Here is a 14728-nt window from a genome sequence, read left to right as displayed (position 1 = left end):
ATAAGTACGCTTTATCAAAAACTAACAGGAAAAGTAATATCCGTTTCGATCGCTAACCTAATCTTTAATCAAACATACCATAAGCAAGCGCAAACTCTTTCAAAGCTTTATCTTGTATCAGTCTGATAACATGTCTACTTGATATAGCTAATTGATCCCCAATATTTTCATAACTCAACTCATACAAGTATCGTAATTTGATAATGTTTTTATAACTATCATGTGGCATGTGCTCTAATGCTTCAATAACTCTACTAATAACGTTACGTGCTTCCATGGTACGATCAAGCATATCAAGTGTTGTATTCCTGTTATTACTATTTACTGGCATGTCTGACAATGTACGACTAGATAACTGTTGATTAGCTAAATTAATATGTGCAACGATTGCGATTTTTGGTAACTGTTGTAAAAACAATTTCACTTGTTTTTTGTCTATATCATACGTCACTATTTGCATGTCAACACCTCATTATTTTGATATAACTATTATATCAACTATATATCGTATATTTATATGTATTTGTTAATATGTACCACATTTTAGTTTATGTGTTATTTGTTGCCCTTTTCTGCAAATAAAAAACGGCTTAAACGTCGTTACACTGCTTACTTACGTATTTAAAATGTTTCCCAAAAAGTTTCCCATTTTGTGTGAAATGCTATGAAATGCAGTGCAACGTTTTTGAACAAAAAAAGCGCTACATCAAGGTTTTTGCAACCTTATGCAACGCCATGAAATGCTAAATAGCGCTAGAGGGAGTCGAACCCTCGATTTCGGCCTGAGAAGCCGACGTCTTAACCACTTGACCATAGCGCCATAACAAGATATAAGTATACAGAAAAAACACCCCCGCGTCAACATCTTGCTAATAAAAATTAATAACTATCACCATTCATAATTGAATTTTTAACGATGACATAATCCACATGCTTTAAATCAGATAATTCTCGTCCGCCAGCATAGGAAATCGCTGACTGTAAGTCTTCTTTCATCTCCTGCAATGTGCCATAAATACTACCACGATAAGGAACAAATAGCTTTTTCCCTTCAACATGTTTGTGTTCCCCCTTTTGAAATTGTGAGGCTGAACCAAAATAAGTTTTAAATTTTCGACCATCCATTTCCACAATATCTCCTGGTGTTTCATCATGTCCAGCAAGCATAGACCCAATCATACACATGGTCGCACCAAATCGTATAGATTTGGCAATATCACCATTATATCGAATACCCCCATCAGTAATAATAGGTTTTTTAGCAACTTTTGCACATAGTCGTAAGGCAGATAACTGCCAACCACCAGTCCCAAAGCCTGTTTTCAGCTTAGTAATACATGCTTTACCAGGCCCAACACCCACTTTCGTTGCATCAGCACCAGCCTCTTCCAAATCACGGACCGCTTCTGGCGTTGCCACATTCCCAGCAATTACAAAGACATCGGGCAATTGATTTTTAATATATCTAATCATATGCATCACATCATCAGAATGTCCATGAGCCACATCAATTGTAATATAATCAACGTGTGCTTGTTGCGATTGCAGTTCATCGATAAATTGATATTCATCGGCTTTAATACCTACAGAAATTGAAGTAATGAGCTGCTTTTGGTTCATCATTTTTACAAATGGTAAACGCTTTTGTGGTTCAAAACGATGCATCACATAAAAATAGCCATTGGCTGCCAACTGTTGTGCCAATGATTCATCAATGACCGTCTGCATATTTGCCGGCACAACTGGTAATTTGAACTCATAGTCACCAAGTGTGACACGCGTATCTGCTTCGGAACGAGAATGTAAAATACCCTTTTGAGGGATTAATTGTACGTCTTCATAATCAAATGCCGTATTATAATCCATATATTATTCGCCTTTTTCTTTCTATAACCATTATAACGTAAAATATAGACAATATAAACTTGTAAACAACTATAAAAAGCGAACTTTTTGAATATGAATTCATAAAGCTCGCTTTTTATAAAAATTATCATACTGATAAAGCAACAGTCACTCACCAACCATTACTACTGCAAAACTTTGCCAGCAGCAACCTTTAGATCATCATCGCTCATTGTTTTATAAGCCTTTATATGTTCCAATGTTGACAACGTGTTTTTATTGCTTTCGTCCATATAATGGTTCCACAAAGCATCGCGTAATGGGGTTTTGTCCTCGCTCCAATCAAAAACTTCGTTCATTGGAAGATCTAATGTTGCATAATGTTCATCTGCCATTTTATTGACCCCTTTTCTATACCTCTGTTATAGTTCTTTTCCTTTTAAAATGCAAATCAAAATAAAAGTAAAACAAACTTTACAAAAAAAGTAAAGCTTGCTATACTTTAAGAGAATAACAATTCATAAAAACCGAGGCTGTATGCAATGAAGAACCGTATTCACGAACTGAGAAAGTCACGTCACATGACACAGGCTCAGCTTGCTGATGTTCTAGAAGTTACTAGGCAAACAATCATTTCACTAGAGAAAGGAAAGTACAATGCATCATTATTTTTAGCCCATGATATTGCTCAGTATTTTGGATTACCAATCGAAGAGGTTTTTATTTTTAAAGAGAGAGATTAACATGCTTAAAACATTATTTGGAGCACCAAAACCGGGTTTGAGTGATCAAGAATATATCGACTTAGTCAAATTGCAAACTAATTTTTTAGCAATTAGTTTTATTATTTTTGCAGTGATACTATTCGTTGCCAGTTTTCCGATTTACTATTTCTTTGGTCATATTATCGGCTCATTTGCCTCAGGTTTATACAGTGGTCTATTCAGCGGTGCACTTGCAGCTAAATTGATGAGTATTATATATTTATCAAACCCAAATTAGGTACACAGTCAGAAAATTAAAAATACTGATGAGCGGGTCCAATATATTCGTCAACGAGCTGACGCACTCACTTTGAAAATATTACTTGTGATATTTTATCTCATATTCGTCGTAGGATGTGGCTACTTCCCAACATATGGTTGGTATCTTTCAGCACCGTTATTGTTACTTCTAAGTTTAACATACGGTCTCAGATGGCTGCTAAACAAACTATTATAAGGAGAAATTAAATGCTTGAACTCAATCACCTCAACAAGAAATTTGGCGATAACATCGCCGTAAAAAATATGAATATGGTACTCGAGCCTGGTAAAGTTATGGGTTTGATAGGTCAAAACGGTGCGGGTAAAACAACCACCTTCCGTATGATTTTAAATTTCATCAAGCCGACATCTGGTGAGATTACTTGGGATGGTCATCCTATCACTCAAGCAGATAAACAAAAAATTGGTTTTCTACCAGAAGAACGTGGTTTGTACCAAAAACTAACCATTGAAGAACAAATTTTGTATTTTGCTGAACTTCACGGCATGCCACGCGCCGAGGCAAAGGTCGCTCTGACGGACTGGTTGCAACGTTTAAATGTTGTGGGTAAAGCGACCGACAAGGTACAGACGCTTTCCAAAGGTAATGCCCAAAAAGTACAAATGATTGCCTCACTCATTTTTACACCTAAATTACTCATTTTAGATGAGCCCTTTTCAGGGCTAGATCCTGTTAATACAAGTATTATGATGGACGAGATTGTAAGAATGAAAGACAATGGCGCAATGATTATTTTTTCAAGTCATGATATGAACAACGTCACGAAAATTTCAGATAACTTAACTATGCTAAAAAAAGGTCAAGTTGTACTACAAGGTGGCGTTCAAGAGATTCGTGAACAATTTGGTCGCACTAAAGTCTATATTGAAGGACCATTTACACAAGATGAGTTAACCAATTTTCCCGGTGTCATCACAGTGACTCAGCAAGGTGCAGGTTTTGACATCACGCTAAGTGACGAAGCAACGGGTCATCAATTATTTGATTATGTGACACGTAATGGCTATATTCCCGCATTCTCACAACAACCACCAACCCTTGATGATATTTTCCGCCAGGAGGTCGCCCTATCATGAGTAATCAACTCCGTATTGTTATTAAACAAACTTTTCGAAACCATTTCAAAAGCCGTGGTTACTGGCTGCTTGTACTATCCCCTTTACTTTTTGCAGCAATTATTGGCGGTATTACCTATGGTATTACCAAAATGCAAGGTAACACAACGCCGACAATAGCGGTCATCGCACCCTCAGAAGTACGACAAGTTTTTACTCAATCAGAAAAATCACTCAATATTAATGTATCAAAAACAACCGATAACAAGACCGCTAATCAATCGTTAACCAACGAAAAATTAGATGGTGTATTGGTTGTCGATAATGATAAGGCAACTTTAACCACACATCCAAAAAGTAACGCAATCAATAAAGAGGCTATTAATCACATTTTAGGTGACCTCTCACGTCAACAAAAAGCCACTACCTACGGTTTGACCAGCGCACAAACAGCCGAGTTAATAAAGCCTTATGATTTAAAAACTGTTGTCAAGCAATCAGACAACAAGTCAACAAATGCTGAAAATTCTGATATGGCGAATTATGGTGTTGCCGTGTCTATTGGAATAATTACCACAGTTATTGTCATGTGGTATACGTCGATGATTGCCACAGAAATTGCCAACGAAAAATCTTCACGTATTATGGAAACACTGTTAGCAGCTACATCAGCACGTGTTCAATATTTTGGTAAAATAATTGGTATTTTTGGACTCGCTACCACTCATATGTTAATTTATATTATTAGTGGCCTGTTAGCTTACCTTGGATTCAAAGATAATGCTATTGTTGAAAACCTCTCCAGCTCCTTTTCAGGTGTAACAATTGGCTTTGCACTTTTTGCCACACTATATATTTTAATTGCCGTGGCACTCTATCTCGTCTTAACATCACTCATTGCATCACTCATTAATGATAATGCCCAAGTCCAACAAGCAATACAACCAATTACATTCTTAGCTATGGTGGGTTACATGTTTAGTTTTGTTATGACAAACATGCCGAATAATATTGCTATCAAAATCTTGAGTTATGTGCCTTTCATCTCACAAAGTATGATGCCTGTTCGATTAGTAACCAAAGTTGAAACGTGGCCAGCCGCGATTATATCACTGGTTATCTCGTTTATCGCAATGATTCTCCTCGCTTGGTTTGGACAAAATATTTACGCCAAAAATGTGCTATCTTATAGTGATGACAAAATTATGTCACAATTGTTCAAAAATCTAAAAAAACAAAAGAACTAATCAATTAAAAGGCAGAAAATACCCATGGCTAAAATACCTTTTTTTCTAACCAATCCTAAGTGGTATCGTTATGAAGAAAATGTTACTAATGATGGCACAGCGTTTCAACGATTTGAACTGACAAACAAAGCACCTGAACAAGCTATTGACAGTTTTAAGCAGACAATGCTTGATATTGGCGCTGATAATCATATTGATCCCAACAACCTTAACCGTTTTCAACAAGCACTTGGATTTGCAATGCGGCAACATCTTTTCCATGAATCTCACGGGCTTAACTCTGTTCAAATAGCTGATGAGTTACATTTTATGAGTTGCGCAATTCGGTCTTATCAATTACTGAATGATACCCTCACCGCACCAAATACATTGATTTTTAGGAAACGCATAGCAACACTATACCGTCAATATTTAAAACAACACCAGACGCGTATCAACGATCCAGAACTAACGAACTGGATTATTGCGCAAGATCATAACGTTTAAGTAGATGCAAAAAGGACCGTTAGAAACTTTATCTAACGGTCCTTTTTGGATTCTATAAATTATTTATACCAACTATCAACTGATTTTTTATTTGCTTTTATCCAGTCAGCTGCTGCTTGTTTAGGTGATTTGCCATTTTGAATTTCTAGCATCACACTCTCCATATCTGATTTAGTCCAGTGGAATCGATCAAATATTTTTTCCAACTTTGGATTGTCACTTTTAAGCCCCTTACGAACAAAAGTATTGATGTTTTCACCTTTACCCATTGTTCCCTTCGGATCTTCTAAGTATTTCAAATGATACTTACTAAACATCCAATGAGGTGACCAACCGGTCACGATAATATCTTGCTTATTTTTATATGCCTTATCTAACGCTGTTGTCATAGCTCCAGATGATGATCCTAATAGGTTCCATCCTTTCAGATTTGAATAACTATCAATAGTCTTTTGGGCACTAGCCATAGCACCAGCCCCTGGTTCAATACCAGTAATTGTTTTGCCAGCTTGATTAGTCAGATCTTCAATAGAGTTAGCTTTCATATAATCTGGCACAACAAACCCTGTTTTAGCTCCGCGTAAGTTTGGTCCTAGTACCTTCAAATCTTTCTTATACTTATCGTATAAGGTTTTATGTGTTACGGGTAGCCATGCACTTACTGAAGCATCTACCTGGCCATTAGCTACTGATTGCCATAAAACAGCATTATCTAGCGGTGTAATTGTAACATCGTAACCATGCTGACGTAATGATTCTGCTACAACATTAGTAGATGCCACTTCCGAATCCCATTCCACATAGCCGATATTGACTTTTTGTCCAGTAGTTTTATTGGAAGTCAGTGAGTTCACAACACCACCACCAATCATAACAACTACTGCAGCTAATATAGCCCAGCGACGCCATGGTTTAGCGACTGTTTTTTGACCTGGTGTTGTATTCAATTTCTGTGTGAAACGGTCAATGATAATAGCTAAAATAACCAATCCTAAACCATTAACGAAACCAGATCCCACATCAGCATGCTGTACAGCAGACAACACACCACGTCCTAATCCAGGCGCACCAATCATCGATGCTGTTACCACCATCGATAAGGCCAACATAATAGTTTGATTGGCACCAGCTAAAATAGTATTTCTTGCACTTGGTAATTCTAACTTAATCAATTTTTGCCAAGTTGTTGAGCCAAAAGAATCAGCTGCTTCAACTAAAGCAGTAGGTACTTGACGGATACCCAAATCTGTCATACGTACCATAGGTGGTAAAGCAAATATTATTGAGGCGAAGACCCCAGGTACAACACCAATACCAAAGAATGCAACAGCTGGAATCAAGTATACAAAACCAGGCATTGTCTGCATAAAATCAAGAATTGGTTTAACAACTGCAGCCGTTTTTGCAGACTTGGCAGTCAAAATACCCAATGGAATACCGATAATTAACGAAATGACCGATGCCATAATTACCAAAGTAACGGTATTCATCAAATCATTCCACAAATCTTGGTTAGCAATCAATGACAACCCGACTAAAGTAAAAAGTGGAAAACCGAATTTCTTCGATGTTGTCAAAATAGCAATTAATGTAATACCCGCAATCATTAACGGCATAGGAATAGCTATTAAACCTGCCGTCATATTATCCATCACAATTTTACCAACTGACTGCATGAAATTAAATAAAGCAGCTAAATGCTGTGTCAACCAATTAACAGCATCAGTTACCCAACTTTCTAGTGGGATTTTTGGTAAATTAAGCATTTCCATCATCTCCTTCCGCACCAGCTAATGCTTCTAACACACCACCACGGATGATAACACCACGAACATGATGGTTATTATCAACAACAGCAACAGGTGTCTGTGCATCATAGATAATTGGCATAATATCTACTACTAAAGTATCTAATTGTACGGTTGGCATATCTACTACTACTTCAGACAAAGGTCTTTTATCATGGCGTGCCGAAACTGCCTCATCTGAAGACAAATAACCTAATAATTGACGACTACGACTAACAGCTACCAACCCAGAAACTTCTTCATCAGACATTTTACGCAAAGCAACTGTTGGTCCATCAACATCAATGTTTGTTGTCAATGCTGGAATCATAATACTTTCAGCAGTCAAAACCTTAGAACGATCAACGCCACCAATAAATGTTTTAACATACTCATTAGCGGGGTTTGTCAAAATTTCTTCACCAGTACCAACCTGTTGTAGCTGACCATCTTTCATAATAGCGATATGGTCGCCCAGATGTAATGCTTCATTTAAATCATGTGTAATAAAAATAATTGTTTTTTGAACGTTAGCTTGTAACTCGAGCAGTTCGTCTTGCATTTCGCCACGAACTAACGGATCTAAAGCAGAAAAGGCTTCATCCATCAATAAAATATCAGGATCATTGGTTAACGCACGTGCTAAGCCAACTCGTTGCTGCATACCACCCGATAACTGGCTAGGATACTGATCCTTAAAGCTTAGTAATTGCGCGTTGTCTAGCGCCTTCTCAGCACGTTTACGGCGCTCAGCCTTATCAACCCCTTGTATTTCCAAACCATATTCTGTGTTCTCTAGAATTGTACGATGTGGGAAAAGTGCGAAATTTTGAAACACCATACTCATTTTCTGGCGGCGAATATCTAACATTTGTTTCTTATTAAATTTTGTAATCTCTTGACCATCAATAAACAGTTGACCGTCAGTAGGTTCAATTAAACGATTCAATAATCGAATTAATGTTGATTTTCCTGAACCGGAAAGTCCCATGATGACGAAAATTTCGCCATCTTCGATGGTCATGTTAATATCATAAACACCGACAGTACTGCCTGTCTTCTCAACAATCTCATTTTTACTTTTATTTTGCTTCACCATCTTAAGTGCAGCTTTTGGTCGCTTACCAAATATTTTAGTGAGATGTTTAATCTCTACCTTATCCATTAAATCCTCCAATTATCAAGTACAGCATCATGAGATACACTGACTTCTGTTTTCTCCATTGACTCTGCCTACGATTTACCTTATACTTCAAGGTAACAACTACTAAGTGACAACTTATATTTTTAATAAAGTTGCCTGTAAGTGATGTATTTTATTTTGTCACAAAATATCACTTTTGTCAAACTTCCAACTATTGGGAGCACGCTATGCCAACAATTAGAGAACCAAGATATCGAAAAATTGCTTATCAAATTGCACAAAAAATAGCCGATAATGAATATACTGTTGGCAGTAAATTGCATGCCCGGTCAACTTTATCGGCAACATTTGGTGTTTCGTCTGAAACTGCACGTAAAGCAATTAGTCTTTTAGCCGATTTGCAAATCGTTAAACCAATTCATGGCAGTGGCGTTGAAATTTTATCACGTCAGAAAGCTAAAACTTTTCTCAACCAAGCGCAAGAAACGTCAGATATTCAAACTACTCATGCTGAAATTAACCAGTTAATCAACAACCAAAAAATTGAACTTAAATCACTCGAATCATCATTAGCAAAACTGTTTGACCAAACACAACGTGTGCAACAACATAATCCTCTCAGCCCTTATGAACTGACATTAACTCATGATAGCCCCAAAATTGGTCAATCAATCGGAGAATTATCCTTGTGGCACAGTACAGGAGCCACACTTGTTGCTCTACTGCATAATGAAGAACTGATTATCTCACCTGGTCCCTATGCGGTCATTGAGAAAGGCGATACATTATATTTTGTCGGTAATGAGACTGTTGCCCAAACAGTACAAAATTTTATTTATTCATAAAAATGCTACTAAAAAAATTAATTAAAGAAACCATCTATCCGCTACCATTATCAGATTAACTCATAATCTGGGCAGTTAATAGATGGTTTTATCATTCTCAACTATTTTTGGCTGAATAGTTTTCTGCTAAAGTAACCGTATTTTCTAATAATGTTGCGATTGTCATTGGTCCGACACCACCTGGAACAGGTGTAATGAAGTCAGCGATACCTTGAACCGATTGAAAGTCAACATCGCCAACCGCCTTACCATCCACGTAATTCATCCCAACATCAATGACTGTTACGCCTTGCTTCAAATCAGTTCCTTGAATAAATTCTGGTATACCAACGCCAACAACGACAATATCTGCCATTTTTAGATAAGATTTGAGTATTTCTGACGATGTATAGCGGTGAGCCAAAGTGACTGTCGCATCGGCATTGGTTAACAAAGCAAACATTGGTCGACCGAATAATTGTGAACGGCCAATGACTAGTGCCTTTTTACCAGCAAGCTCAATGTCATAGTGCTTTAATAGTGACATCACACCCTGTGGTGTTGCAGCAACTGTATAATCCGATGGCGCATCACCGAATAGCATTCCCTGAACAGTTGCACCTAATCCGTCAGCATCTTTATGTGGTGCAACAGCTGAAAACACCTCACGCTCCTTAACACCTTTGGCTAAGGGGCTCTGTACAAGAATACCTGAGATAGTATCGTCAGCATTTAATTGTTCAACTAACGAGATGATACTTTGCGTTGTTGCATTAGCATCGGTTGGAATATCACGTGTTTGGATACCGAGCGCTGATGCTTTTTTTGATTTCATCCCAACATACAAGCGACTACCATCATTTTTAGGATCATATATCACAGCTAGTGTCACTGGCTTATCTAATTGTGCGACACGCTCAGCCGTTTGGACGTTTGTTAATTTAGCAACTGCCGCCCCATCAAGAATTTCTGTCATTAAAAATCTCCTTCGTTAGTTATCAATTTGTGTTATATTCATTTTAACAAATAAATCCATTGGAGTTTACTATGTTGGATAAACGTATGAGTTGGGATCAATATTTCATTGCCCAATCCGCCATATTATCAACACGATCAACATGTACACGACTGCATGTTGGCGCTGTCATTGTCAAAAATAATCGGATCATTGCAAGTGGTTACAACGGCTCAGTTGCTGGTACACCACATTGTACCGAAGTCGGCGACCTCATTGTTGATGGTCACTGCATTCGTGCTGTCCACGCTGAACAAAATGCTTTGATGCAAGCTGCTCAAATGGGGATCGTTGTTAATGGTGCCACGGTATATGTGACTGATGTCCCTTGCATTCACTGTACAAAACTACTATTACAAGCTGGTGTAACAAAAATCAATTTTATGCGTAACTACCGTAACGACCCTTTTGCTGAAGAACTATTATCAAGGAAAAATGTGCCCTTACAACAAGTCCCCTTTTCCTCAGAAACGGCTAAACAAATTGATTTAAACCAATTTATCTCACATGAATAATTGGTCGTAACTCATCAAAACGAATCAAAAAATAACAAATGTTTTATCATTTTTAAATACTTATAAATTTGCTTGTTTGCCAATTATTCGTTAATATTTAAGTTAAGCGAATAATTGAAAGGAACAACGTCCATGTCTGTTTGAAATTTAATATTTAACGGTCATCATATGATAATGATTGAAATTTCATCACCAACAGGACTCTGTCAAACACATGTCTAAAAATGAACAGCAATATCTTAATCTCGCCCAGAAAATTCTCAATGAAGGTACCCTTAAAACTGATCGTACCGGTACGGGCACTTACTCTTTATTTGGGTCGCAGATGCGCTTTAATCTACAAGAAGGCTTTCCACTTTTAACAACTAAAAAAGTTTATTTTGGTTTGATTAAATCAGAATTACTATGGTTTTTACGTGGAGATAACAATATCCGCTTCTTATTGCAACACAAAAACCATATTTGGGATGAATGGGCTTTTAAGAATTGGGTTAATTCTGACCAATATGATGGTCCCGATATGACCAATTTTAGCCACCGTGCGCAAGCAGATGAACAATTTGCAGCAATATATCAACAGCAAAAAGAAATTTTTATTGATAAAATTTTAAACGATGATGACTTTATGGAAGCATTTGGTTACATTGGGGATGTCTATGGTAAATTATGGCGTCGTTGGGAGACTAAAAGTTTCACGGCTGATCATACAACCATTGATCAAGTCAGTCGTTTGATCGAACAGATTAAAACCACACCAGACTCACGACGTTTGATTTTAACAGCATGGAATCCTGAAACAACACCACAAGCACCTTTGCCTTCATGTCATGTATTAAGCCAATTTTATGTGGCTGATGGTAAAATTAGCCTGCAACTATATCAACGTTCAGGTGACTTTTTCCTGGGTGTCCCATTTAATATCGCTTCATATTCACTGTTACTACACATGGTTGCAGCACAAACAGGTTACGAAGTTGGTGATTTCATTCATACTATCGGTGATACACACATCTACAGCAATCATGTTGATCAGGTTAAAGAACAAATTTCACGTCCTATGCATGACTTGCCTAAATTATGGCTAAATCCCGAGGTTAAATCAATTTTTGATTACACCATGGCAGATATCAAAGTCTTGGACTACGAAAGTGAACCCGGTATTAAAGCACCAGTTGCAGTTTAAAAGGTAAACTATGAAAATCAGACCACTTGAAAAAGGAGATTTACCTTATATTTATCAACAAGAAAACTCACGAAAAGTGATGGCACTATGGTTTCAAGAAGCCTATACCTCTTTTGATGAATTGCAAATATTATATGAAAGACATATATTAGATCAAACAGAACGTCGTTTTGTTGTGGAAAATGATGAACAATTTATTGGCGTCGTTGAACTTGTTGATATTGATCCGTTGCATCGACACACTGAAATACAAATTATCATTAATTCAGACTACCAAGGCCATGGTTATGCACAATTAGCTATGAAATCTGGTATCGACTATGCTTTTAAAGTACTAAATATGCACAAAGTTTACCTTTATGTTGATGTCGATAATAGCGCAGCTATTCATATTTATAAAAAAGTTGGCTTTATTGAAGAAGGTATCCTCCGTCAGCATTTTTTTGCCGAAGGCCGCTACCATGATAGTCTAATGATGGGCATCTTAGCTAACGAATTCACAAGTAAAAATTAACCACAAATAAAAAAACAAGCTCGTAAGTGAGCTTGTTTTTTTATTTACAATCATCTGATAAAAATGTAAAACATGAGCTTAGTCATTCTTATCCTTCAGGTTGAATTTCACCGTTGTTCCCATCTAACAATTTAACCTTAGCTTCCGCCATGTCAGCATCAGCCTTCGCTTTGCGTACCTGTTGTTCGGTAATATCATTACTAAACTTGCTAAAACGCAAGACCTCTTTAATTGCGTTGAGTTGCGTTTTATGATCCAGTTCTTTTTCAACTGTTTCTGCTCCCATTGTGGTGCCAACAACAACTGTTTCTTTAACATCTCCACGTGCAAATTTAGCTAACAATTCTAAAGCCTCTGTTTGACTCATCTGTGTAGTTGTTTCAACCTGTTTCAGCCTTATAGCTATGTACTCTTTAACACTAAGTTTTTCTAAGTTTTGAGACCCTTGAACATGTGCTTGTTTATACCCTGCTTCAATAGCCGACTGCGTTACATTTCCGGTTCGGATATACTCATCAGCAACTTCTTCTGTTTCGGTGTTAATTTCATGTCATTGTGCCACCTCTTTTCAATGTTTTAGTGCAAAATAAAAAGCGCTTATGCGCTTAGTCTTCCTCATCACGTGGTAATAAATCATTTTTGTATAACTTTCCCAAAGGATCCATGTATACAACACAAACCGTTTCATTTTCTTTATAGTTTAAGTCAATAGCATTCATGGGGACAGTTATCTCGGAAGAAACACCACCAGATTCTACTTTTTCAAATTCCCTACATTTTATGCCTAAACTATACGTTGAATCTAACTCTTCTATTTTTTTATGTGTATCAGTGACAACCCCAGAAATATGTTCTTTGTTAGTATAATCAAAAGTATCTGGGGTACAAAATCCTATAAATTTAAATGATCCTGAAACATGCCCATCATTTGTTCCCCAAAATATCAATTCATATTCAGATGATATACCATCAGATTTGACCATTCTTCTTTGACCAATCGCAATCTTAAAATTATAATAAAGATTTTCTCGCTGATGCTGATCACTCTGTTTAATTTGAATATAAATAAATATAATGGCAACAAAAGAACCTATGCCACTCACCCAATCCGCCCAACTACCAACATCTAATCCTAAAAATTCCATCTCCAACCTCCAATAGCAATAATTATACTACTAGAAAGCAGATATGTTGGTTAAAATTAAATTATCACTTCCTCATCCACATCATGTGCCAACTATAATCAATTTGCCTGTTATCCAAGACTTCAGATACTTTCTGCACGCAAGCGCTCACATTGGTTATTTGCTTCATTCATGATTTACTCTACGCAAATTGAATAACCTATCATGTAAGAATAAAATAACTACTCAGCTACTTTATTCTTTAGAAAATATAATATTATTTAATTTCCTGTTCATTACTATCACCTAATCCCATAACTGACTTCAGTATTTCAGATACACCATCGGTATTGTCGTTGAATCCAGTGAAACGATATATCCGTTTCGATACATTTTGCCCTTTTCCACCGATGTTAGCGCCTTTTGAATAGTCAACTCCCAGATTTCCTTCAGCGTTTTTGTCAAAGAACTCCTCTATTTCAACTGTTTCAGCTGTTGAAATACGATTAGCAATTGCCATTTCTTGAGCTACTTGTGCCTTTTTCTTAGTCATTTCTGACCAAAATTCAACTTTAGTGAGATCCTCGTCTAATTCATCATTAGTCTTATTAACTTCAACTATGTTTCCTTCAGAGTCTTGTGTTTTTTTTGTTATCAACGAAACACTTCCAGGTAACGTAGAATATACTGCAATCCTCAAAGCTGTTGTTGCAAAATTCTTAATGTCTTTTTTGTTTGATATCATCTCTAGTTCCCCATGTATATTTGAATTAATATATAAGTCATTATACATTAAAAATTTAGTATTTTTCCAAACTTTTAATTATCACTTATCAATACATTGCTCTGCTATTTCAAAATATCTCGGATCCAACTCAATCCCAATAAAATCTCGATCTACATTCACAGCAGTAACACCAGTGCTACCAGACCCCATTGTAT

19 protein-coding genes and 1 tRNA gene are annotated in these 14728 nt (G+C 36.8%); 9 read left to right on the top strand and 11 right to left on the bottom strand.

Annotation, left to right across the window (positions count from 1 at the left end):
* Positions 1-64: 64 nt before the first annotated feature.
* The 4 genes from HNQ98_RS02190 to HNQ98_RS02175 form a co-directional block, all read right to left on the bottom strand.
* A complete protein-coding gene (locus HNQ98_RS02190) occupies positions 65-460 on the bottom strand; it encodes a sigma factor-like helix-turn-helix DNA-binding protein (protein WP_019040222.1) in 396 nt (131 codons plus the stop codon).
* 288 nt (positions 461-748) lie between these two features.
* A tRNA-Glu gene (locus tag HNQ98_RS02185) sits at positions 749-820 on the bottom strand.
* 59 nt (positions 821-879) lie between these two features.
* Complete coding sequence (locus tag HNQ98_RS02180) at positions 880-1866, bottom strand: GMP reductase (protein ID WP_135198283.1); 987 nt, start codon at positions 1864-1866, stop codon at positions 880-882.
* A 164-nt stretch (positions 1867-2030) separates the two neighbouring features.
* Positions 2031-2240: a P8 family protein gene (locus HNQ98_RS02175; RefSeq protein WP_010003014.1), complete on the bottom strand. Its 210-nt coding sequence runs from the start codon at positions 2238-2240 to the stop codon at positions 2031-2033.
* A gap of 147 nt (positions 2241-2387) precedes the next feature.
* On the opposite strand from HNQ98_RS02175, the gene relB reads away from it, so the two are divergent.
* The 5 genes from relB to HNQ98_RS02150 all read left to right on the top strand — a co-directional run bounded on the left by relB (position 2388) and on the right by HNQ98_RS02150 (position 5680).
* Positions 2388-2588, top strand: coding sequence for a type II toxin-antitoxin system RelB family anti-toxin (gene relB / locus HNQ98_RS02170; protein WP_010003015.1), 201 nt, complete (start codon positions 2388-2390; stop codon positions 2586-2588).
* 1 nt (position 2589) lies between these two features.
* Positions 2590-2847: a hypothetical protein gene (locus HNQ98_RS09235; protein ID WP_259655121.1), complete on the top strand. Its 258-nt coding sequence runs from the start codon at positions 2590-2592 to the stop codon at positions 2845-2847.
* A 230-nt stretch (positions 2848-3077) separates the two neighbouring features.
* A complete protein-coding gene (locus HNQ98_RS02160; RefSeq protein ID WP_014973941.1) occupies positions 3078-3968 on the top strand; it encodes an ABC transporter ATP-binding protein in 891 nt (296 codons plus the stop codon).
* Positions 3965-5194 carry an ABC transporter permease gene (locus HNQ98_RS02155; RefSeq protein WP_014973940.1) on the top strand — a complete coding sequence of 410 codons (1230 nt, stop codon included), beginning with the start codon at positions 3965-3967 and terminating at the stop codon, positions 5192-5194. The genes HNQ98_RS02160 and HNQ98_RS02155 overlap by 4 nt, the downstream gene beginning before the upstream one ends.
* Before the next feature lie 24 nt (positions 5195-5218).
* Entirely contained in the window at positions 5219-5680 is a 462-nt protein-coding gene (locus HNQ98_RS02150; protein WP_014973939.1) for a hypothetical protein, read from the top strand.
* A gap of 59 nt (positions 5681-5739) precedes the next feature.
* Here HNQ98_RS02150 and HNQ98_RS02145 read toward each other — a convergent pair whose 3' ends face one another.
* Positions 5740-7446 (bottom strand): ABC transporter permease/substrate binding protein, encoded by a 1707-nt coding sequence (locus HNQ98_RS02145; RefSeq protein WP_184284911.1) that lies wholly within the window; start codon positions 7444-7446, stop codon positions 5740-5742.
* Positions 7439-8632 (bottom strand): quaternary amine ABC transporter ATP-binding protein, encoded by a 1194-nt coding sequence (locus HNQ98_RS02140; protein ID WP_184284910.1) that lies wholly within the window; start codon positions 8630-8632, stop codon positions 7439-7441. Before HNQ98_RS02140 ends, HNQ98_RS02145 begins: the two co-directional genes overlap by 8 nt.
* A 206-nt stretch (positions 8633-8838) precedes the next feature.
* Here HNQ98_RS02140 and HNQ98_RS02135 point away from each other — a divergent pair, with 206 nt between their 5' ends.
* Positions 8839-9456 carry a GntR family transcriptional regulator gene (locus tag HNQ98_RS02135; protein ID WP_147000334.1) on the top strand — a complete coding sequence of 206 codons (618 nt, stop codon included), beginning with the start codon at positions 8839-8841 and terminating at the stop codon, positions 9454-9456.
* 97 nt (positions 9457-9553) lie between these two features.
* Here HNQ98_RS02135 and HNQ98_RS02130 read toward each other — a convergent pair whose 3' ends face one another.
* Positions 9554-10411: a bifunctional 5,10-methylenetetrahydrofolate dehydrogenase/5,10-methenyltetrahydrofolate cyclohydrolase gene (locus tag HNQ98_RS02130; RefSeq protein WP_184284909.1), complete on the bottom strand. Its 858-nt coding sequence runs from the start codon at positions 10409-10411 to the stop codon at positions 9554-9556.
* A gap of 71 nt (positions 10412-10482) precedes the next feature.
* Here HNQ98_RS02130 and HNQ98_RS02125 point away from each other — a divergent pair, with 71 nt between their 5' ends.
* The 3 genes from HNQ98_RS02125 to HNQ98_RS02115 all read left to right on the top strand — a co-directional run bounded on the left by HNQ98_RS02125 (position 10483) and on the right by HNQ98_RS02115 (position 12662).
* Entirely contained in the window at positions 10483-10965 is a 483-nt protein-coding gene (locus HNQ98_RS02125) for a deaminase (RefSeq protein WP_014973934.1), read from the top strand.
* 214 nt (positions 10966-11179) lie between these two features.
* The gene (locus HNQ98_RS02120; protein WP_014973933.1) at positions 11180-12148 is read left to right on the top strand and encodes a thymidylate synthase; all 969 of its coding nucleotides are present in this window, start codon (positions 11180-11182) and stop codon (positions 12146-12148) included.
* Positions 12149-12158: 10 nt separating this feature from the next.
* Positions 12159-12662, top strand: a complete 504-nt coding sequence (locus tag HNQ98_RS02115) for a GNAT family N-acetyltransferase (protein WP_014973932.1) — start codon at positions 12159-12161, stop codon at positions 12660-12662.
* 88 nt (positions 12663-12750) lie between these two features.
* Here HNQ98_RS02115 and HNQ98_RS02110 read toward each other — a convergent pair whose 3' ends face one another.
* The 4 genes from HNQ98_RS02110 to HNQ98_RS02095 form a co-directional block, all read right to left on the bottom strand.
* Positions 12751-13140, bottom strand: a complete 390-nt coding sequence (locus HNQ98_RS02110; RefSeq protein ID WP_242451330.1) for a terminase small subunit — start codon at positions 13138-13140, stop codon at positions 12751-12753.
* Between the two features lie 127 nt (positions 13141-13267).
* Positions 13268-13807 carry a hypothetical protein gene (locus tag HNQ98_RS02105; RefSeq protein WP_014973930.1) on the bottom strand — a complete coding sequence of 180 codons (540 nt, stop codon included), beginning with the start codon at positions 13805-13807 and terminating at the stop codon, positions 13268-13270.
* Between the two features lie 256 nt (positions 13808-14063).
* Complete coding sequence (locus HNQ98_RS02100; protein WP_014973929.1) at positions 14064-14531, bottom strand: hypothetical protein; 468 nt, start codon at positions 14529-14531, stop codon at positions 14064-14066.
* A gap of 81 nt (positions 14532-14612) precedes the next feature.
* Positions 14613-14723, bottom strand: coding sequence for a DNA methyltransferase (locus HNQ98_RS02095; RefSeq protein WP_242451329.1), 111 nt, complete (start codon positions 14721-14723; stop codon positions 14613-14615).
* Positions 14724-14728: the final 5 nt, after the last annotated feature.

It is taken from the genome of Leuconostoc carnosum (genome assembly GCF_014207505.1).
In the GTDB taxonomy this organism is placed as follows: domain Bacteria; phylum Bacillota; class Bacilli; order Lactobacillales; family Lactobacillaceae; genus Leuconostoc; species Leuconostoc carnosum.
The sequence above is the reverse complement of the archived record's forward strand: the minus strand, read 5'-3'. Positions and strand labels throughout refer to the sequence as shown.